This is a genomic window from Cyanobium usitatum str. Tous (genome assembly GCF_963920485.1).
Classification (GTDB): Bacteria; Cyanobacteriota; Cyanobacteriia; order PCC-6307; family Cyanobiaceae; genus Cyanobium_A; species Cyanobium_A usitatum_A.
Genome location: NZ_OY986431.1, coordinates 1,946,028 through 1,965,551 on the forward strand (window position 1 = coordinate 1,946,028; position 19,524 = coordinate 1,965,551).

The window sequence follows — 19,524 nt, forward strand, 5'->3', positions numbered from 1 at the left end:
AGCGGATACCTCCCAAAATGCCCGATTCCCCCCCAACCGGCTGCGCCAGCTTGCCTAAGGCAGCCAGCTTGGCTAAGAACACCAGCGAGCCGCAGCCCCCCCTCGAGCCGGTTCTTTGCCAACACTGCGGACGCACCGCCAGCAATGGCATCAGCTGCCAGGGCAGCTGCGTTGCCGACTCGGGCTACTGAGCGCTCCTATGGCGCGAATGTTCAGCCTGGGGCTGATGCTGCTGGCCTGGGCCAGCGCCGCCCAAGCAGGGGGTTTCGGCCGCTGGGAGATCGGGCTAAGGGGCTGCTCCCTGAGCCAGGGCCAGATGGGGCAACCCCAGCTATTGCGCGAACTGGAGCAGAACTGCGTCCGGTTGCGGCTTGAACAAAACATGGAGGGGCTGCTGAGTGTGCGCCTGATCACTCCCTCCGCCAACCAACTATTCGGCAGCAGAAGCCTGGTCTTCGCCGGTGTGCTCGCCCCCGGGCAAAAGCCGATGCGCTGCGGCGCCGATGGCGAATGCAAACCGCAATGGCCTATCCGGCTGGATGTGTCCACCGTCGCCACCAACGTGGAATTAGACGGATCTGCAGCGCCCACCTTGCCCCGGGCCCTGCTGGCCAAGGGAAGATGCCTGCTGGAACGCCATCGCCTGAGGTGCGAGGCCAGTGATTCCAGCGGCCAGCTATGGGAAGCTCAGGCCCGCCTTTGAAATGAGGCGAAGCTTCAAGCCGAAGCTGTTAATAAAGGCGGCACCCAGATTCGAACTGGGGGTAAAGGATTTGCAATCCTCTGCCTTACCACTTGGCCATGCCGCCGGCCAGGGAGCAAACTCCCTGCAGCGGATCGTATCAGCCACGGCATGTCCTCCCGTCTGCTGGTTCTGAGCAACGGCCACGGTGAGGATCTGATCGCCCAACGGGTTCTGCAGGCCCTCCGGGCACGGCGGCCCAACCTGGAAATCCAGGTGCTGCCCCTGGTGGGGCTCGGCGAGGCCTTCAGCGCCGACGTTGCTGCCGGTCACCTGCAGCGGATCGGCCCCCAGCTGCAGCTGCCTAGTGGTGGCTTCAGCAACCAGAGCTTGCGCGGCCTGGCCCGCGACCTCGGGGCGGGCCTGCCCCTGCTGAGCTGGCGCCAACTGCAACTGGTGCGCCACTGGGCCCGTCAAGGCAGCCCGGTGCTGGCAATTGGCGACCTGCTGCCCCTACTGCTTGCCTGGAGCGGCGGCGGCAGCTTCGGCTTCATCGGCACCCCTAAAAGCGACCACACCTGGGCCTCGCCAGCACCAGCGGGCTGGGCGGCCACACCGCTCGCTGATGCTTACCACCGCTGCAAGGGCAGCGAATGGGATCCGTGGGAATGGGCGTTGATGGGCAGCCGGCGCTGCCGGCTCGTGGCCGTGCGCGACCAGCTCACCGCCCAAGGGCTGCGGCGCCACAAGGTGGCAGCCCTGGCTCCTGGCAACCCAATGATGGATGGCTTCCGCCACACCCCTCTGCCGGCCGGGCTGGCAAGCCAGCGGCGCCTAATCCTGCTGGCCGGCAGCCGCCTGCCCGAAGCCCTCGGCAATGCCCGCCGGCTGCTGGGCTGCCTCAGCCTGCAGCAGCCGCGGCAGCCAACCACCGTGCTGGTGGCCTCTGGATCGGCGCCTACGGCCGCCGCCTGGGCCGAGTTGTTGGAGCAAGCGGGCTTTACGCCCCTAGCGCCTGCGGCAGCTAGCGCCGCCAGCGGAGCAATTAGCAGCTGGCAGCTGGGCCGCTGGACCCTGCTGCTTGGCCAAAACCGCTTCGCCACCTGGGCCGGCTGGGCCGAGCTGGGCCTGGCCACTGCGGGCACTGCCACGGAGCAACTAGCGGGGCTAGGGGTGCCCTGCCTGTCGCTGCCGGGCCCGGGGCCCCAGTTCAAGCCAAGCTTTGCTCGCCGCCAGAGCCGGCTGCTGGGGGGAGCCGTGGTGCCCTGCCATTCCCAACAAGAGCTAGCCCTAAAACTGCACCAACTCCTCGCCGATCCCAGCGAATGCGCCCGGCGGGGCGCCCTGGGCCGGGGGCGGATGGGGCCCGCCGGTGGCAGCGCCCAGCTAGCCGAGCTGGTGGAGCAACAGCTGCTGGGATGATGCGGCCACCCCCGCAGCTACGTCGCCCATGGCCGGCATCCCCGATCGGGCCTACAACGCCGCCTGCGGCATGTTGGCCAGCCAATTGAGCATCAGCCTGGCGGCCGCCCGGCGCAAGGTCGACGTGCGCAGCTCCCAGGAGGGACTGAAAGAAACCGCAGCCAAGCTCGCCCTGGCCCAGCAGATGCTTGCTGAAGCCCAGGCCAGCGGTGAAAACCACCATGAGTTGCTCAGCTCCCAGCTGGAGGCCGTCGGCAGCGACGAGAACTTCATGGTGGAGGACTGAGCTGGCCGGGGCCCTTCAGCGGTTGCCGCCGGTGGAGTGCTCAAAGAGCAGGTGAAAGCGCTGGCGATCCAGATCGGCCAACACCGGGATGCAGCCAAAGCAACGCTCAGCCAGCTGCCAGCGCTCCTCCCGCTTCAGCATGGTTTCCAACCGATCGCGAGCGGGAAGCAGATAGCGCACATCGCCGGCGGCGTAGGCCAGCTGGACCTCAGAGAGATCTTCCACCCGGCCCCAATCGGAACTCTGGGCCTGCTTGTCGAGCTCAATGCCCACCAGCTCCTGCACCACTTCCTTGAGGCCGTGGCGGGGGCTGTAGGTGCGGCCCAGCCGGCTGGCCACCTTGGTGCAAAAGATCGGATCGACCGCAATTGCCAAGTTTTCAGCCAGGGCCGCCACGTCAAAGCGGGCGAAGTGGAAAACTTTTTCAATCGCCGGGTTTTCCATCAAGACCTGGAGCCGGGGTGCCGAGCTCTGGCCGCGGTGGAGGCGGATGCAGCAAACGTTGTCGTGGTCGTCGCAGATCTGCACCAGGCAGAGCCGGTCGCGGCCGTGAATCAGACCCATCGCCTCGGTATCCACCGCCAGCGCCCTAGCCCCGGCGTAAAGGGCTGCCCACTCGGCATCAAGATCACCGTCAAACACGGCGAAGCGGGCAGGAGCCGGCAGATTGCTGGGAGCAGGCGAAGCGGTCACACGGAAAGGGCGAATGCCTTGCCATGCTGACAAGCCATGCCCCCAAGGGGCGGCGTCACAATGGGATGGATGGCCAACCTCAGCTCCACCCTGCTGCTCACCCTGCTGCTGGCCGTAGGCCTGGTTTTTTTCTTGCGCGCCGCCAGCAAGGACCGCACCACCACAGTCGAGGTGCGCTCATCGCGCCCGCCTCTGGAGGTATTGAGCCAGCTGAGCGAATGGCTGCTGCAACGCGGTTGGCGCGCCGAATCCACTGACCCCGAGCGCCGCCACCTCTGCTTCCGCGCCGAGGTGGCGGCAAGTCCCTGGTTGGCGGTGCTGCTCTCGGTGCTCGGAGCGGTGGGGGCCGCCTGCCTGGGGCTGGTGCTGCGCCAGCTGCTGCCCCAGCTGGGCTGGTGGCCCCTGCTGCTGGCCTTGCTGGGGCCGGCGGCTGGGCTGATTTATCGCAATCGGGCGATGCGGGCCGAAACCCTGGAGCTGCGCCTGATCAGCCATGACAGCGCCACGGGCAGCGCCTTGCGGCTGCGGGCCCACCGCGATGAGCTAATCGCGCTCGAATTGGAAATGGGTCCCAAGCTGGGCCTATTCAGCGACGGCAAGCTGCTCAGCTCCCCCATCTGACCCTCGCCTGGCAGTCATGCAACGATTCCCGCCCCTGGCTTTCGTCTTGACCGCAGTGCTTGCCATAGCTGGGGGCGCTGCAGCCCAAGCGCCGCCGCTGGCCAACTTCGATCCGCTCACAGGGCCCCGCAGCCGGCTGAGCAAAAACTGGCGAGGCCTGGCTGAGCTGCCCAGCAGCACCGAAATCCTGGTGCTAGCGGGTCATGCCGATTCCCAGGGGATTGGCGGGGCCGGCACGGGGGGAGCGGCCGTCGATCTCGGCGCAGCCGCGCCGATGCAGCCGGGCATGCGCGACGAGCTCTATTGGAACCTGCTCACCGCCCAGGCGGTGGTGGCCCTGGGCCAGCAGCGGGGTCTGGCCATCCGCTTCTATGACCCACCGCTGCGCAGCATTGCTGACGGCGACGATCCCCGCACCAATTGGAGCGTGGGCAAAGCCCATGCCCAAGCCGGTGGATATGCCCTGGAAATCCACTACGACGCCTATGGACCGGATGGTGTTGGTTCGGGCCTGATTCCACCCCTACATCGCCCCCCAACCCGCCTAGACGAAAGCCTGGCGCTGGCCTTTGGCCCCTATCCCCTGCTCTTCCGCGACGGCCTGGGCGCCCCCAAGCGTGGCATCGCCATTCTTGAGATCGGCAAACTCGAGGGCCAGCTAGAGGCATCCCTGCGGGATCCCCGCAGCCGCAATGGCGCTATCGAAGCGATCGCTGAGCGGGTGGTTTCAGCTTTGCAACGGGGTCTGGAGCAAGGCTTGAAAGCAGCCCCAGCAATTCCTGGACTGGCCGCCACCCCACCAGCGACCAGCAACCCATCACCTAATTCACCGCCTGATGGGGGGCGCAGCGGTCCGCAAGCGAACCGTCCGCAAGCCAATCCTGGGGACGAGTAAACAGGTCTGTGAGCAGGGCCTCGCGGCTGCCAGCCTCCGGCTGATAGCCGTATTCCCAGCGCACCAAGGGCGGCAGAGACATCAGGATCGACTCGGTGCGTCCGTTGGTCTGCAAGCCGAAAATCGTGCCCCTGTCAAACACCAAATTGAACTCCACATAGCGGCCCCGCCTGTAGAGCTGAAACTGGCGCTCCCGCTCGCCATAGGGGGTGTGCTGTCGCTTCTCAGCGATCGGCAAGTAGCTGGGCAGGAAGGCGTTGCCGCAGGCACTGGCTAGGGCAAACAGCTGCTCCCAACTCTGCGGCACCGGGGCTAGTCGGTTGCTCACAGCCGCCGCAGGCCCATCGGGGTCCTGGCCCTTGTAAAGCACACCGCGGGGATCCTGGTAGTCGTAAAAGATGCCGCCCACGCCGCGGGTCTCGTCCCTGTGCTTGAGGAAGAAGTACTCGTCGCACCAGGGTTTAAACACCTGATAAAAAGCGGGATTAACGCTGTCGCAGGCTCCTTTGAGCGTGCGGTGGAAATGCTGGGCGTCTTGCAGGAACGGGTAATAGGGAGTGAGATCGGCGCCGCCGCCAAACCACCACACCGGGCCCGCTTCGAAGTAGCGGTAGTTGAGGTGAACGGTGGGGATGTAGGGGTTGCGGGGGTGCAGCACCATCGAGGTGCCGGTGGCAAACCAGCGGTGCCCCTTGGCTTCCGGCCGCTGGCTGAGGATCGAGGGGGGCAGCTCCGAGCCCTCTACCTCTGAGAAATTGACGCCGCCCTGCTCGAAGACACGGCCGCCCTTCATCACCCGGGAGCGACCGCCGCCGCCCTCCGGACGCTCCCAGCTCTCCTCGGCGAAGCAACCTTCGGCATCAAATTCTTCTAAACCGGCGCAAATGGAGTCCTGCAAGCCCATTAGCAGGGCCTTAGCCCTGGAGCGGGAGTCGGCCGGTGGAGCTTCCAGCAGGGCCTTAGGCATCGACGCTGCGCCACATGGACGCTGGAAAGGTCTAACCATTTCAGCCCAGCCTCCCCCCAGACAAGTAATCGAGAGGGTCTGTCACGGCCATGGTGACGGTCAAAGGCAGCGGCAGGGCCCCTAGGATCGCAGTCTCTGATTGGATTTCCGATGGCCTCTGTGGAGCAGGCTCAGGCCGCCCTCAACGCCGTTCAGGATGCCGGCAGCGGGCGCAGCCTGATCGAGCTGGGCTGGATCCAGCAGACGCGACTGGTGGACGATCGGGCCGTATTTCGGCTTGCCCTACCTGGCTTTGCCCAGAGCCAGCGGGATCGCATCGCCGCCGAAGCCAAGGCGGCCCTGCTCTCCCTTGAAGGCATCAACGACGTTCAAATTGAATTGGACCAGCCCAGCGGCGGCGCTCCAATCGGTGCCGCAGGTCATGGTCAAGGGCCGGAACGGGGTCAACTGCCAGAGCGCCAGCCCATCCCTGGGGTGCGCCAGGTCATCGCCGTCAGCAGTGGCAAGGGCGGAGTCGGCAAGAGCACGGTTGCGGTGAACCTGGCCTGTGCCCTGGCGGCTTCAGGCCTGAAGGTGGGCTTGCTCGATGCGGACATCTACGGGCCGAATGCCCCCACCATGCTGGGAGTGGCTGATCGCACGCCTGAAGTGAGCGGCGAAGGCGCCCAGCAAGTGATGAAACCGATCGAAACCTGTGGCATCGCCATGGTGTCGATGGGCCTGCTGATCCAGGAAAACCAGCCCGTGATCTGGCGGGGGCCGATGCTCAACGGCATCATTCGCCAGTTTCTTTACCAAGTCGACTGGGGCGAAAGGGATGTGCTGATCGTCGACCTGCCTCCTGGCACCGGTGATGCCCAGCTCACCATCGCCCAGGCGGTACCGATGGCCGGGGCGATCATCGTCACCACTCCCCAGCTGGTTTCCCTAGCTGATGCCCGCCGGGGCCTGGCGATGTTTCTGCAGATGGGGGTGGACGTGCTGGGTGTGGTGGAAAACATGAGCGTCTTCATTCCCCCTGATGCTCCAGACAAGCGTTATGCCCTATTCGGCAGCGGCGGCGGCTCTCGCCTGGCTGAAGAGGCCGGAGTGCCCCTACTAGCCGAACTCCCCCTGGAGATGCCCGTGCGGGAGGGAGGGGATGCCGGACGCCCCGTAGTGCTCAGCCACCCCGATTCGATCAGCGCCCGGGGCTTTTTGGCTTTGGCCCGCCAGCTCAGCGCCGCCCATCTGGTGCCAGCCTGAAGCCCATGCTGAGCCAGTTGGGGCGGCGAAACCCGCGATTTTTTAGTGGCCGCAGCAGCCGGCGCAGCCCCCTGGCCGACGTGGACCTGATCCTCTGGGGGGTACCGCTGGCAATGGTGGCGATCGCCGGGATCCTGATTGCCAGCACCCAGCGCCAAGCGAATTACGCCGATTGGTACCAGCACTGGGTAACGGCGGCGGTGGGCATGGTGGTGGCCCTACTGCTGGCGCGAATGCCATTGGATCGGCTGATCCCATTTAAGTGGCCGATTTACATCGCCATGGTCGCCAGCCTGGTGGCCGTACGAGTTGTCGGCACCAGCGCCCTAGGGGCCCAGAGCTGGATCAACATTGGCGGCTTTTATGTGCAGCCCTCGGAATTCGCCAAGGTGGGCGCCATCTTGCTGCTCGCTGGGGTTCTAGCCAGACACCCGGTTGATCGTCCTGTTGACCTGATCCGTCCAGTGGGCCTGATCGCCCTGCCCTGGCTGCTGGTTTTTGTGCAACCCGACCTAGGCAGCTCGCTTGTGTTTGGCGCCGTACTGCTGGTGATGCTGTTTTGGGCTGGCATGCCTGGGGCCTGGGTGGTGCTGCTGCTCTCCCCTCTTGTGGCGGCGATCGTGGCAGGCACCCTGCCCTGGCTGCTACTGGGCTGGGTGCCCCTGATGGGCTGGCTGGCCTGGAAGAGCCTGCCCTGGAAGCGGGTGGCCCTGGCGATCAGCCTTGCGGTGCAGGGGATTTTCGCAATAGCCACCCCCTGGCTCTGGGAGCACGGCCTGCGCCCCCACCAGCGCGACAGGCTCACCCTGTTTCTTGATCCCGCCCAGGATCCCCTCGGCGGCGGCTACCACCTGCTGCAGAGCACTGTGGGCATCGGCTCGGGGCAGATCTGGGGCACCGGCTTGATGCAAGGCTCCCTCACGAAGCTGCGGTTTATCCCCGAGCAACACACCGACTTCATCTTCAGCGCCCTTGGCGAGGAAACCGGTTTTCTCGGCTCGGTGCTGGTGGTAGCCGGCTTCGCCCTGCTGATGGCGCGCCTACTGCAGATCGCAGGACGGGCCCGCAGCGACTACGAGGCCCTGGTGGTGGTGGGAATTGGGGCGATGCTGATGTTCCAGGTGGTGGTGAACATCAACATGACCATTGGACTCGGTCCCATCACCGGCATCCCCTTGCCCTGGCTCAGTTATGGAAGATCAGCCATGTTGGTGAACTTCATCTCCCTTGGGCTGTGCGCCTCAGCCGCCCGCCGGGGCCGCACGAGCCAGGGCCGCTGGTGAGCCTGGCCGACCTGCGACGTTGTTTGGCTGAAGGGGTGCCAACCGGAGTTGGCAACGAGGACTGCGCGCGGCGGCAGTGGTGGGCAGCCCTGGCCACCCTGCAAGAGGATTTCCTGCTGCCCCGCCAACCCCTCCAGGGCCTATGGCTGGCCGCGCCACTGCCCGCCCTCTATGAACCCGCCCTGTTGCAGCAGCTGCAGGGCTGGGTGTGGGCCCCAAGCGATCTAGATGGCCTGCTGCCCAGCCCGGCACCCCTGCTGCCAGGAGCCGGCAAGCCAGCTCCATGCGGCAGCTTTCAGCGGCTAGCCCTGGCGGAGGAGGACGGCACCGACCCCCTCCTGATGGTGATCACTCCCCAGCTACAGGTAGCCCTTTGCCTCGATGGCCCGGCTGAAGCCCGGCGCCTGATTGTGCGCTTTGACCCAGAGGCCCTGTCCGAGGCCTTAGGCCTTATTCATGGCCGCCTACTGAGCCAGGATCCCGCTGCCTCGGCAGACCTGCGCAGCGCCCTAGAGCGACTGGGGCCCCTGCGCAGCGACGACCAACTGGGCTTGCGCTTCTGGCCGCGGCTGGGGGAACGGCTAGCCGCCATGGCCCCCAGCCTCACCCTGCAGCCCCTGGTGCATGGCGGCAGCGTTCGCCCAGCCCAGGCCCAGGAGCGCCAGGCCGGCGACACCCCCCGAGCGGTGAGCAGCGAACTAGCCCTGCTCGAGGCCCTCACCCACGAGGTCCGCACACCGTTGGCCACGATCCGCACCCTGATCCGCTCCTTGCTGCGGCGCAGCGACCTGCCGCCGGTAGTGCGCCAGCGCCTCGAGCAGATCGACGGCGAATGCAGTGAGCAAATCGATCGCTTCGGCCTGATCTTCCTGGCGGCCGAGCTGCAACGCCAACCAGGCTGCGAACAGCCCCTTGAAAGCCACGACCTGGCCCGCACCGACCTCAGCGCGGTGCTGCACCAGCAGCAAGAGCTGTGGCAGCGGCAACTGGCGCGCCGCGGCCTGGAACTGGAGCTGGCGGTAGCCGCTGGCTTGTCGCCGGTGCTGAGCGATCCGGCCCGGCTCGAAACCATGCTGGGCGGACTGATCGACCGCTTCAGCCGCGGCCTGCCCAGCGGCAGCCGCGTGACCGTGAGCCTGCTGCCGGCCGGCAGCAGGCTGAAGCTGCAGCTCAACAGCGAGGGCCACGACCCCAGCGAGAACGATGGGATGGGGAACGGCGAGCAGCGGGAGCTGGTGGGGCCAGTGCTGAGCTGGAACCCCACCACCGGCAGCCTGCAGCTGAGCCGTCAAGCCACCCAGCGGCTGTTCCATCGCCTCGGCGGCCGCCTCACCGAGCGCAACGGCAGCGGCTTGACCGTGTTTTTCCCGGTTTGCTGAAGGGCCGGTTTGTTGACGGGTGTGAAGAGTGCGGCAGAAGCCCCGATCCGGTCAAAAACACGGTGCTAGTTTCCGGCTGAAACGTTCCAAAGCCATGGCAGCGACGGTGCTCAGCGGTCAACTCCCGAAGTACATCGGCAGCACCGGCGGCCTGCTGAACTCTGCTGAAACTGAAGAGAAATACGCCATTACCTGGAGCAGCCCGAAAGAGCAAGTCTTCGAGCTGCCCACCGGTGGCGCCGCCCACATGAATGCGGGCGAAAATCTGATGTACTTCGCCCGCAAGGAGCAGTGCCTCGCCCTAGGCACCCAGCTGCGCACCAAGTTCAAGCCCCGGATCGAGGACTACAAGATCTACCGCATCTTCCCTGGCGGTGACACCGAGTTCCTGCACCCCAAGGACGGCGTTTTCCCCGAGAAGGTCAACGAGGGACGCCCCATGGTTGGTCACAACCCCCGCCGCATCGGCGCCAACCAGAACCCCGCCAATCTCAAGTTCACTGGCAAGAACACCTTCGACGCCTAACTAGTCCCACTGATCAACGCACTCCTGCAACGCATCAAAATTGGCCGGGTAGGGCTCATGCCTCCCCGGCCTTTGCATGGCAGACATGGCCTGGCGATCGCCTTGGTGGTGCGCAATGAGGAGCGTCACATCGGGGAATGGGCCCGCTTTCATCGGCTCGCCGGTGTGCGCCACTTGTTCGCCTATGACGACGCCAGCAGCGACAGCACGGTGGCGGAGCTTAGGCGCCACATGCCAGCGGAGCGGCTCACCGTGATTCCGTGGGGACAGCGGCTAAGCGACCGCAGCCTCGGCCGCCCGATCCACAACCAGGTGCTGGCTTACGCCCATGCCGCCGCTAACTTCGGCGGTGCTTTCCGCTGGCTGGCCTGCATTGACGCAGACGAGTTTTTGGTACCTGTCCAGGCAAGCAGCATCGACACAGCCCTGGAGCACCTAGGGCCCGAAGTAGTGAATGTGTCCCTGCCCTGGCACATGTTCGGCCGCTGCGGCCACCAGGATTCCCCTGCCGGGGGTGTGGTGACCAACTACCTGCAAAGAGCACGGAACCCTATGCAGGCGGTCAATTTCAAGTGCATTGTTGACCCTTGCCAGCTCAGGGGTGTGCGCGTTCACACCATGGACACCGGCCGACCCGCGCTCACCTGGAATGACCGTGGCGAGGCTTTCCCCGTAAAGCAACGGCACAAGTCTGTGTTCTATTCAGCCGAGCACCTGCAACTCAATCACTACTACACGCGCTCAAAGGAAGAGCTGGAGCAGAAAATTAGTCGCGGTCCCAACCTCGAGGCGAAGCGGCAGGATTATCGCCGCAAGGTGATGCGGACAGCAACCCGGATCGAAGCTCACATCCGGGAGGACCGGCAGGCGATCAATTTCCTGGAGCGAGCGGCGGCTATGAACTCAGTTCAAAACTGATAACCGAACTGGTCGATCTCGGAAGCATAGAGGCGTCCAATTAGAACTTCTAGCTCTGGTGTGTAGTGGTTCCGGTATCCCCCGGGGGCACCAGCCGGTCGATGCCCTCCCTTGGAGCGGGGCAGCCAACCGTCCCAATCCAGCCCAGCATCCTGAAAAAATAACTGCAGATCCTGCTGGAGCTGCTCAAAGCGCACCACCCGATCAGCCACCACCTGATCGTTAATGGTGTACATCGGCCAGTTGTCGTGGAAGGCAAGGGGCACGATGCCGCCGAGGTCATGGCCAGCGGCCAAGGCCTCCACATAGGCGGCAAAACTGGGAGGAGTCCTTTGACGCTGAATGCGCCAGTAGTAGTCAGACACCGTTTTGTCCCAGGGGTTGCGAATGATCGCCAACTTGCGAAAGCTGGCCCACTCCTGCGGGAGGTCGCCGCAACGCAAGCAGCGGGGGCATGGGGAGGCTTGCGGCCGAGCAGGGGCCTGTAGGCATGATCCACAGCGCGTGTGAGGGCTCGGCGATAGACACGGGGTCCGAGCAGGCGAAACAGGGGGAGCAGTCCGCGACTCTGACGCCAAGCGATGCGGCGCACCCGTTGGCTGAGCGGGATGCCCAGGGCCATGGTTTCGGCCAAGGCACTGATCTGCAGATCTTCAGGTCCAAGCAATCGGGCCAACGAGACACACAGCGAGCTGCCCGCCGCTTTGCGGCAGTGCAACACGATCAGCTGGTGGCGCTTACTAATAATCATCAGACTTCAGCGCTGGGCCCGTGGGCGGTGGTGGGCCAACCAACTTTTGGCAGCTTGCAGCCAGGTAGGCAGTTGGCGGCCTCGGCTGCGGCCGATATCGCCGTAGTGCTCAGGGCGCAGGCCATAGGCGGGAAAGCGGGCGATCAAGGCCTCAATCGGATCACTATCAATGTTGAATTCCACCAGCTGCTCCGGCCGATCCCCCATAAAGCTGCGTACCGCAGCCAGGTGGGCATCCCACTCAGCGCGCCAAGCATCCAACAGCTCTCTTTGGCTAACAAGTTTCCGCACCTTTTGTTCGCGCATGGCAAACTCACCGTGGCCATGTAGCAAGCGAGATCTTATCCAATCCTCACGATCTCTGAAGTTGAGCAGCAAAATTGTATTGGGGTAGTCGCGCAGGATTTCCCGAAACAAGCAATTGGCATCGAAGCTGCCGGTATAACTGCTATCAATCAGATCGCCGTAGAAAATAAATTGTTCTATTCCGGCGAATACGGGCATGCCTGCCTCGACATTGGCCCTCATGATGCCGCCAATCTTGCGGCGACGACGCAAGCGACTTGGCAACTTTTGGTGAACTGCGGGATGACCCGAGAGAGCGAACAACTGGGAGATACTGCGAGTTGCACACTTATTGAAGCCGATTGCCACAACCCTTGGGAGAGATAGTGGCTGGATAACAAGCCCTGCCAGAATATTTCAGCAACTCCCTCAATAGTACTTGATATTTCTCGCAAGCACCAGCACAGTTTCTAGGATTGTCTTGCCCAATTGGCCGGAACCATGCCCGGGATGGGGCTACTTAGATCCAGCAGCCATATTGGCATCAGGCTATTTTCAAGCTTGATCCTCGGGGTGCCTATTCGCCGCTTGAGCCATTTTTTTACAACCGTGTACCTAAAGCGGCGAACACCTCCATAACCCAAACCTTCTTCACCCACAGTGCCTATAGCCCTCGACTGGCCCGACGTGATAATCCAAAATACAAGTTCCAAAGACCCATCTTTCTCTCTATAAATCAAGCACACAAGCTCGAACACGAAGCTTTTAAATTCACTTTTGTACGCAATTCCTATAGCCGAGCTAGCCAGCCAGCTTTCTGGGATTTTGCCGCTATCTCGATTCAGGCGGACTTTTTTTGGACATGCACTGGGCTCCACAAGTAGAGATTCTTTGCTTACCACTCGAATGCTTTGATTTTATTGGGCGAATAGAATCAATCGATCGAGATCTCAACCAAGTTCTACAGAGGGTCTTCAAGGTGCAATTGGAAAGCCCACTACCGCAAACAGGCCGACATCACACACAAGCCAATCAAAAGCTCAAAGAGGCCTATGGGATGGAGGAACGGCAAATTGTTAATCGTCTCTATGTCACTGACTTCTTAAAGCTTGGCTACCCCCAAGACTTATAAAGGCTTCATCGCACCACAGGTTCGATGTCCAAATCCGAGGATCAGGCCTTCCGCGACCAAGTGGCAGCCGGCCACAACTTCATCCCCCTCTGGAAGCGCTGGCCTGCTGATCTGGAAACCCCGCTCACCGCCTGGCTGAAGGCCGGAGCGGCCAGCAGTCATGGCGTGCTGCTGGAGTCTGTGGAGGGTGGTGAGCGCATCGGCCGCTGGAGCTTTGTGGTGTCTGATCCGCTCTGGACCCTCACCAGCCGCGGCGACCAAAGTGTGCGCCAATGGCGAACCGGCTCCGAGGAGCGGCTGCAGGGCAACCCCTTCGAGCTGCTGCGCCATTGCCTAGAGCCCCTATCCAGCCCGCCGATCCCCGGTCTGCCACCGGTGGGCCAGCTGTTTGGTTTCTGGGGCTACGAGCTGATCCGCTGGATCGAACCCAGCGTGCCGGTGCATCCGGCCGCCGAGGGTGCTCCTCCTGATGGCTGCTGGATGCTGGCCGACAGCCTGCTGGTGTTCGACCAGGTGAAGCGCCAGATCACCGCGGTGGCCTACGCCGATTTGAGTGGCGGCCAGGATCCGCAGGCTGCCTACGCCGCGGCCGCAGCCCGCATCCAGGCCCTGGAGAAGCGCATGCACGGCCCCCTGCCCGGAGCCGGCTCCCCCCTGAACTGGCACGACGCCACTGCCGCTGACATCGCTGCCAATTTGCGGACCACCAGCAACGTCGGACAGGAGGCCTTCGAGACCGCCGTGAGCCGCGGAGAAGGGCACATCGAAGCTGGCGACGTGTTCCAGCTGGTGCTCAGCCAGCGGCTGGAAACCCGCATCGATCGCGATCCCTTCGAGCTTTACCGCAGCCTGCGGATGGTGAATCCTTCGCCCTACATGGCGTTTTTCAACTTCGGCGGCTGGTATCTGATCGGCTCCAGTCCGGAGGTGATGGTGAAGGCAGAGCCCACGGCCGCAGGGGGAATTAAGGCTTCCTTGCGGCCAATCGCAGGCACGCGCCCCCGGGGCGCCGATGAGGCTGAAGACCTGGCTCTGGAGGCGGAGCTGCTGGCTGATCCCAAGGAGCGGGCCGAGCACGTGATGCTGGTGGATCTGGGCCGCAACGACCTGGGCCGCGTCTGCCAGCCGGGCACCGTCAAGGTGAGCGAGCTGATGGTGATCGAGCGCTACTCCCACGTGATGCACATCGTGAGCCAGGTGGAGGGTCTGCTGGCCGAGGGCCAAACGGTGTGGGACCTGCTGATGGCCTCCTTCCCCGCCGGTACGGTCAGTGGCGCTCCCAAGATTCGGGCTATGCAGCTGATCCACGCCCTGGAGCCCGACGCCCGAGGCCCATACTCCGGGGTGTACGGCGGGGTCGACCTGGCCGGCGCACTCAACACCGCCATCACCATCCGCACGATGGTGGTGCTGCCCCACGCCGAAGGGGGCTGGCGCGTGCAGGTTCAAGCCGGCGCTGGAGTAGTAGCCGACTCCAAGCCCGAGCTCGAATACCAGGAAACCTTGAACAAAGCCCGCGGCATGCTCAAAGCCCTGGCCTGTCTGCTGCCGGCCCAGCCATGAGCGCCCCTCTGTTGCTTAAGGGTTTTGAGGTGGAGCTCTACACCGGCCGTGCCGATGGCACGGTGGTGGGCTGCAGCGCCGAGGCTGCGGCCGCCCTCGATGGGTTCGTAACCGAGCCTGATTGCCGCAACCTCGAATACATCACTCCCCCAGATGCCGACTACTCCCGGCAACTGCAACTGCTGCTCGAGCCCCGCCAGCGGCTGCGCCGCTGGCTCGCTAACCGCAATCTCACCCTGCTGCCCGGCAGCACCCTGAGCCTGGGGGACAGCCAGCGTTTTGAGCGCTCAGATCCGGCCAATCCGTATCACGGCTACATCGAGGCCACCTACGGCACCAAGGTGGTTACAGCCAGCGTGCACATCAATCTGGGGCTCACCGCAGACCACGGCCTCGAGCCAATGACCAGCCTGTTTGCAGGCCTGCGCCTGATGCGCTGCGAAGCGTCCCTGCTCCTGGCCCTCAGCGCCAGCTCGCCCTTTCTCGATGGGCTTGTAACCGCTGCCCATTCCCAACGCTGGCTGCAGTTTCCCCTGACGCCAGCGGAGGTGCCCCTATTCCTGGATCACCAGCACTACATCAGCTGGATGGGCGAGCAACTGGCCTTGGGCACCATGCAAAACGTGCGCCATCTCTGGACATCGGTGCGGCCCAATGGCGACAACCGGCCCCACGACCTCAACCGACTAGAGATTCGCATCTGCGATCTGGTCACCGATCCACTCGTGCTCTTGGCGATTACGGCCTTCGCCGAGTTGCGCCTGCAACAGTTGCTGCGAGAACCGGAGCGCTACGACCCCCTCCACGCCAGCAGCCTGAGCCCATCCCAGCTAGCCACCCTCGCCGATGCCAACGACCGGGCCGCAGCCCGCTCCAGCCTGGATGCCACCGTGATGCACTGGCGCAATGGGGCCCCGATCCTGGTCCGAGACTGGCTGGCTCAGGAGCTGGCCGATCTGGCTCCACTTGCCGAAGAGCTGGGGCTGAGCCGGGTGCTGGCCCCCCTGCAGGGCGTCCTTGACCAGGGCAACCAGGCCATGGGCTGGCTAGCCGGTCACCAGGCTGGCCTGTCGATCCCAACCCTGCTCAACCAGACCGTCGAGGCGATGGCTAGCCAGGAGGCGGAGCTACTTGAGGCAATCGCCACAGACGGGGTGCCTGGCCCTTTGGGATGATCGAAAATCACTCCGCCGCCAATTCAGCTCCCATGCGGCAGTCCATGCCCACTCCCGCTACAGCCATCGAGGCCATACCGGCTTCCCAGCGGGTCACCCGGCTGCTGGGCGAGCGTCTCGAATTGGTCGAGGATCTCTGGGAGACGGTGCTGCGCAGCGAGTGCCCCCCCGAGCAGGCCGAGCGGCTGCTGCGCCTTAAGCAGCTGAGTGACCCAAACGAGGCTGATGTCGCTGAGGCGATCGTGCAGCTAATCCGCGAGATGGATCTAGCCGAGGCAATCGCCGCGGCCCGGGCCTTCTCGCTTTATTTCCAGCTGGTCAACATCCTTGAGCAACACATCGAGGAGGACAGCTACCTCAACAGCCTCAAAAACCAGGAAAACGGCCCCAGCGATCCCTTCCTGCCGGCCCTGGCCAACCAGACCGACCCTGCCACCTTTCGCCAGCTGTTCGCCCGCCTGCGCAGCCTGAATGTGCCCCCAGCCCAGCTGGAGAAGTTGCTGCGCACCCTCGATCTGCGGCTGGTGTTCACCGCCCACCCCACCGAAATTGTGCGCCACACGGTGCGGCACAAGCAGCGGCGTGTGGCCACCTTGATCCAGAAACTGGAGCAGGGCAGCGGCCTCAATGGCCTTGAGCGCCAAGGCCTGCGACTCCAGCTGGAGGAGGAGATCCGGCTGTGGTGGCGCACCGACGAGCTGCACCAGTTCAAGCCGACGGTGCTCGACGAGGTCGACTACGCCCTGCACTACTTCCAGCAGGTGCTCTTCGACGCCATGCCCCAGCTGCGCGATCGCATTCGCGCCGCCCTGAAGCTGAGCTATCCAGACGTGGAGCCGCCACGGGATTCGTTCTGCACCTTCGGCTCCTGGGTGGGCTCAGACCGGGACGGCAACCCTTCGGTGACACCGGACATCACCTGGCGCACCGCCTGCTACCAACGCCAGCTGATGCTGGAGCGCTATCTGAAGGCGGTGACGGAGCTCAGTGACCAGCTCAGCATCTCGATGCAGTGGAGCCAGGTAAGCCCGGCCCTACTGGAATCGCTGGAAATGGACCGGCTGCGCTTCCCCGAGATCTACGAGGAGCGGGCTGCCCGCTACCGCCTCGAGCCCTACCGGCTCAAGCTCTGTTACACCATGGAGCGGCTGCGGCTCACCCACCAACGCAACCAGCAACTAGCCGATGCCGGCTGGGAGTCTCCCTGCGATGGCAGCGCTCCACCACCGCCGATGGGGGGCAGCCTGGCCCCCGCTCCCACCCAGGAGTTGCACTACAGCACGGTTGATGAATTCCGCTACGACCTGGAGCTGATCCAAGACAGCCTCGAGCGCACTGGCCTTAGCTGCGAATCGCTGCAGCACCTGATCAGCCAGGCCCAGATCTTCGCCTTCTGCCTGGCCAGCCTGGACATCCGCCAGGAGAGCACCCGCCACAGCGATGCCCTCGACGAACTCAGCCGCTACCTACAGCTAGCCGTGCCCTACGGCGAGATGGATGAGGCCCAGCGGGTCGAGTGGCTGCTCAGCGAAATCCAAACCCGCCGGCCCCTGCTGCCGCCCACGGCCAAATGGAGCGCCGCCACAGCCGAAACCTTTGCCGTGTTCCGGATGCTGCAGCGGCTGCAGCAGGAATTCGGATCGCGCATCTGCCGCACCTACGTGATCTCCATGAGTCACACGGTCTCCGATTTGCTGGAGGTGCTGCTGCTGGCCAAGGAGGCCGGGCTGGTAGACCCAATTGCCCAGCGCGCCGGCCTGCTGGTGGTGCCGCTGTTTGAAACGGTGGAGGACCTCCAGGGGGCGCCAGCGGTGATGGGCACCCTGTTCCGCCATCCCTTCTACCTAGCCCTGCTGGGCAGTGATGGTGGCCAGCCGCTCCAGGAAGTGATGCTGGGCTACTCCGACAGCAACAAAGACTCCGGCTTTCTCTCCAGCAACTGGGAAATCCACAAGGCCCAGATTGCCCTGCAGCGGCTGGCCATCGAACACGGCATCGCCCTGCGCATCTTCCACGGCCGGGGCGGCTCGGTGGGCCGCGGCGGTGGTCCCGCTTATCAGGCGATCCTGGCCCAGCCCAGCGGCACCCTCAGCGGCCGCATCAAGATCACCGAGCAGGGGGAGGTGCTGGCCTCCAAATACTCCCTGCCGGAGTTAGCGCTCTACAACCTGGAAACGGTCACCACCGCCGTGCTGCAGAACAGCCTGGTGAGCAGCCCCGTCGACGAAACCCCCAGCTGGAACGAGCTGATAGGCCGGCTGGCGGCCCGCTCCCGCGACCACTACCGGGCCCTGGTGCACGACAACCCCGACCTGGTGGCCTTCTTCCAGCAGGTGACCCCGATCGAAGAGATCAGCAAGCTGCAGATCTCCAGCCGCCCGGCCCGCCGCAAGAGTGGCGCCAAGGACCTCTCAAGCCTGCGGGCCATCCCCTGGGTGTTCGGCTGGACCCAGAGCCGCTTCCTGTTGCCCAGCTGGTTTGGGGTGGGAGCTGCCCTGCAGGAGGAGCTCGACCAGGATCCTGGCCAGCTGGAGCTACTGCGCCTGCTCTACCAGCGCTGGCCGTTCTTCCGCATGCTGATTTCCAAGGTGGAGATGACCCTCTCCAAGGTGGATCTCGACCTGGCCCACCACTACGTCCAGGCCCTGGGCCGCAGCGAAAACCGCGAGGCCTTTGAAGCAATCTTCCAGTCGATCGCTGCCGAATTTGGCCTTACCCGCGATCTGGTGCTGGCGATCACCGGCCACAGCCGATTGCTGGATGGCGATCCTGCCTTGCAGCTCTCGGTGGATCTACGCAACCGCACGATCATTCCGCTCGGCTTCCTGCAGGTGGCCCTGCTCAGACGCCTGCGCGACCAAAACCGCCAACCACCGATGAGTGAAACGAGCGCCAGCAGCAGCGACGATGGACGCACCTACAGCCGCAGTGAACTACTGCGGGGCGCCCTACTCACCATCAACGGCATCGCAGCCGGCATGCGCAACACCGGCTAAACCCAGCTCTGGACTCCCTCTTGATCCCGTTCCGCAGCCAGCCCCAAGCCCCACGACTGAGGGAGGGCTATCACCTACTGGCCGATGGCCTGCTGCCCAGTGCCGAGGCGCTCAACCGGCTGCTGGTTGCAGCGGGTGATCAGCCCCGGCAGCCCGAGCGCTGGCAGCGAGTGCTGGAGCTGAGCGTCTGGCACTTGGGCGTGGCGGGCCCCGATGGCCGGCTGGTGGGTTTTGTCAGGGCTACCAGCGACCTCGCCCTCAATGCCAACCTCTGGGACCTTTGCGCCGATCCTGCCGATCCAGCTGAAGCAGAGATCCTGGCGGTGCTCGTCCATGCCGCCCTGGGCCGGCTGCGCCGGGAGCTGGCGGGGTGCAGCATCTCTCTTTCAGCCCCGCCCCAGGCCCTTGCTGCCCTGAAGCGCTACGGGTTTGCAGTGGATCCGGGGGGCATCCGCGCCATGGGGCTCAAGCTGGAGAGTTGATCTCAAGCTGGGGCTTGGCCAGCAAACCACGATCCAAAAGCGACCCCCCCCCGCCGCCTGGGCCTTGACTGCCTCGGCGGTGGGGAGAGTTGGGGCGGGGAGCGCTGGGGTGACGAGCATGGAGGGACTCGAACCCCCGACCCTCAGAACCGGAATCTGATGCTCTATCCAACTGAGCTACATGCCCATAACGGCACCCCGCCTGGCCTACCTTAACCGCTCA

General features: G+C 64.3%; 21 protein-coding genes and 2 tRNA genes. 17 read left to right on the forward strand and 6 right to left on the reverse strand.

Annotated elements, in window-relative coordinates:
* The first annotated feature begins 17 nt into the window (after nucleotides 1-17).
* Together U9970_RS10570 and U9970_RS10575 are read left to right on the forward strand one after the other, a co-directional pair.
* The gene (locus tag U9970_RS10570) at nucleotides 18-191 is read left to right on the forward strand and encodes a hypothetical protein (protein WP_322764190.1); all 174 of its coding nucleotides are present in this window, start codon (nucleotides 18-20) and stop codon (nucleotides 189-191) included.
* 8 nt (nucleotides 192-199) lie between these two features.
* The gene (locus U9970_RS10575) at nucleotides 200-703 is read left to right on the forward strand and encodes a hypothetical protein (protein ID WP_322764191.1); all 504 of its coding nucleotides are present in this window, start codon (nucleotides 200-202) and stop codon (nucleotides 701-703) included.
* A 35-nt stretch (nucleotides 704-738) separates the two neighbouring features.
* Here U9970_RS10575 and U9970_RS10580 read toward each other — a convergent pair.
* Nucleotides 739-809: transfer RNA gene (locus U9970_RS10580), tRNA-Cys, on the reverse strand.
* A gap of 44 nt (nucleotides 810-853) precedes the next feature.
* Here U9970_RS10580 and U9970_RS10585 point away from each other — a divergent pair.
* Both U9970_RS10585 and U9970_RS10590 read left to right on the forward strand, forming a co-directional pair.
* Entirely contained in the window at nucleotides 854-2,104 is a 1,251-nt protein-coding gene (locus U9970_RS10585) for a lipid-A-disaccharide synthase-related protein (protein ID WP_322764192.1), read from the forward strand.
* 28 nt (nucleotides 2,105-2,132) lie between these two features.
* Nucleotides 2,133-2,390 (forward strand): hypothetical protein, encoded by a 258-nt coding sequence (locus U9970_RS10590; protein ID WP_255024082.1) that lies wholly within the window; start codon nucleotides 2,133-2,135, stop codon nucleotides 2,388-2,390.
* A gap of 15 nt (nucleotides 2,391-2,405) precedes the next feature.
* Here U9970_RS10590 and U9970_RS10595 read toward each other — a convergent pair whose 3' ends face one another.
* The gene (locus U9970_RS10595) at nucleotides 2,406-3,083 is read right to left on the reverse strand and encodes a ribonuclease D (protein WP_322764193.1); all 678 of its coding nucleotides are present in this window, start codon (nucleotides 3,081-3,083) and stop codon (nucleotides 2,406-2,408) included.
* Between the two features lie 36 nt (nucleotides 3,084-3,119).
* On the opposite strand from U9970_RS10595, the gene U9970_RS10600 reads away from it, so the two are divergent.
* Together U9970_RS10600 and U9970_RS10605 are read left to right on the forward strand one after the other, a co-directional pair.
* Nucleotides 3,120-3,704: a cofactor assembly of complex C subunit B gene (locus U9970_RS10600; protein WP_407653036.1), complete on the forward strand. Its 585-nt coding sequence runs from the start codon at nucleotides 3,120-3,122 to the stop codon at nucleotides 3,702-3,704.
* Nucleotides 3,705-3,759: 55 nt separating this feature from the next.
* Entirely contained in the window at nucleotides 3,760-4,599 is an 840-nt protein-coding gene (locus U9970_RS10605) for a dehydrogenase (RefSeq protein WP_407653116.1), read from the forward strand.
* Here U9970_RS10605 and hemF read toward each other — a convergent pair.
* The gene (gene hemF / locus U9970_RS10610) at nucleotides 4,526-5,605 is read right to left on the reverse strand and encodes an oxygen-dependent coproporphyrinogen oxidase (RefSeq protein ID WP_322764195.1); all 1,080 of its coding nucleotides are present in this window, start codon (nucleotides 5,603-5,605) and stop codon (nucleotides 4,526-4,528) included. The genes U9970_RS10605 and hemF overlap by 74 nt on opposite strands.
* 111 nt (nucleotides 5,606-5,716) lie before the next feature.
* On the opposite strand from hemF, the gene U9970_RS10615 reads away from it, so the two are divergent.
* The 5 genes from U9970_RS10615 (at nucleotide 5,717) to U9970_RS10635 (ending at nucleotide 10,917) form a co-directional block, all read left to right on the forward strand.
* Nucleotides 5,717-6,811, forward strand: coding sequence for an Mrp/NBP35 family ATP-binding protein (locus U9970_RS10615; RefSeq protein ID WP_322764196.1), 1,095 nt, complete (start codon nucleotides 5,717-5,719; stop codon nucleotides 6,809-6,811).
* A 5-nt stretch (nucleotides 6,812-6,816) separates the two neighbouring features.
* Nucleotides 6,817-8,094: a rod shape-determining protein RodA gene (rodA, locus tag U9970_RS10620; RefSeq protein WP_322764197.1), complete on the forward strand. Its 1,278-nt coding sequence runs from the start codon at nucleotides 6,817-6,819 to the stop codon at nucleotides 8,092-8,094.
* Nucleotides 8,046-9,473, forward strand: coding sequence for a sensor histidine kinase (locus tag U9970_RS10625; protein ID WP_407653037.1), 1,428 nt, complete (start codon nucleotides 8,046-8,048; stop codon nucleotides 9,471-9,473). Before rodA ends, U9970_RS10625 begins: the two co-directional genes overlap by 49 nt.
* 94 nt (nucleotides 9,474-9,567) lie before the next feature.
* A complete protein-coding gene (gene psaD / locus U9970_RS10630; protein WP_255024088.1) occupies nucleotides 9,568-9,999 on the forward strand; it encodes a photosystem I reaction center subunit II PsaD in 432 nt (143 codons plus the stop codon).
* Nucleotides 10,000-10,056: 57 nt separating this feature from the next.
* Nucleotides 10,057-10,917 (forward strand): glycosyltransferase family 92 protein, encoded by an 861-nt coding sequence (locus U9970_RS10635; RefSeq protein ID WP_322764199.1) that lies wholly within the window; start codon nucleotides 10,057-10,059, stop codon nucleotides 10,915-10,917.
* Here the strand turns inward: U9970_RS10635 and U9970_RS10640 are convergent.
* Together U9970_RS10640 and U9970_RS10645 are read right to left on the reverse strand one after the other, a co-directional pair.
* Nucleotides 10,908-11,360, reverse strand: a complete 453-nt coding sequence (locus U9970_RS10640) for a hypothetical protein (protein WP_322764200.1) — start codon at nucleotides 11,358-11,360, stop codon at nucleotides 10,908-10,910. The genes U9970_RS10635 and U9970_RS10640 overlap by 10 nt on opposite strands.
* 314 nt (nucleotides 11,361-11,674) lie before the next feature.
* A complete protein-coding gene (locus tag U9970_RS10645) occupies nucleotides 11,675-12,322 on the reverse strand; it encodes a sulfotransferase family protein (RefSeq protein ID WP_322764201.1) in 648 nt (215 codons plus the stop codon).
* Nucleotides 12,323-12,588: 266 nt separating this feature from the next.
* Between U9970_RS10645 and U9970_RS14285 the strand changes: the two genes are divergently transcribed.
* From U9970_RS14285 to U9970_RS10665, 6 genes are read left to right on the forward strand one after another with little or no spacing between them, the layout of a single operon-like run.
* The gene (locus tag U9970_RS14285) at nucleotides 12,589-12,837 is read left to right on the forward strand and encodes a hypothetical protein (protein WP_407653117.1); all 249 of its coding nucleotides are present in this window, start codon (nucleotides 12,589-12,591) and stop codon (nucleotides 12,835-12,837) included.
* Nucleotides 12,816-13,085, forward strand: coding sequence for a sulfotransferase family 2 domain-containing protein (locus U9970_RS14290; RefSeq protein WP_407653118.1), 270 nt, complete (start codon nucleotides 12,816-12,818; stop codon nucleotides 13,083-13,085). Before U9970_RS14285 ends, U9970_RS14290 begins: the two co-directional genes overlap by 22 nt.
* Before the next feature lie 24 nt (nucleotides 13,086-13,109).
* Entirely contained in the window at nucleotides 13,110-14,648 is a 1,539-nt protein-coding gene (locus tag U9970_RS10650) for an anthranilate synthase component I family protein (RefSeq protein ID WP_322764202.1), read from the forward strand.
* Nucleotides 14,645-15,823, forward strand: a complete 1,179-nt coding sequence (gene gshA / locus U9970_RS10655) for a glutamate--cysteine ligase (protein WP_322764203.1) — start codon at nucleotides 14,645-14,647, stop codon at nucleotides 15,821-15,823. Before U9970_RS10650 ends, gshA begins: the two co-directional genes overlap by 4 nt.
* Nucleotides 15,824-15,867: 44 nt before the next feature.
* Nucleotides 15,868-18,819 carry a phosphoenolpyruvate carboxylase gene (gene ppc / locus U9970_RS10660; RefSeq protein ID WP_322764204.1) on the forward strand — a complete coding sequence of 984 codons (2,952 nt, stop codon included), beginning with the start codon at nucleotides 15,868-15,870 and terminating at the stop codon, nucleotides 18,817-18,819.
* Between the two features lie 20 nt (nucleotides 18,820-18,839).
* Nucleotides 18,840-19,301: an N-acetyltransferase gene (locus U9970_RS10665; RefSeq protein WP_322764205.1), complete on the forward strand. Its 462-nt coding sequence runs from the start codon at nucleotides 18,840-18,842 to the stop codon at nucleotides 19,299-19,301.
* 113 nt (nucleotides 19,302-19,414) lie between these two features.
* Here U9970_RS10665 and U9970_RS10670 read toward each other — a convergent pair.
* Nucleotides 19,415-19,488: transfer RNA gene (locus tag U9970_RS10670), tRNA-Arg, on the reverse strand.
* Between the last annotated feature and the right edge of the window lie 36 nt (nucleotides 19,489-19,524).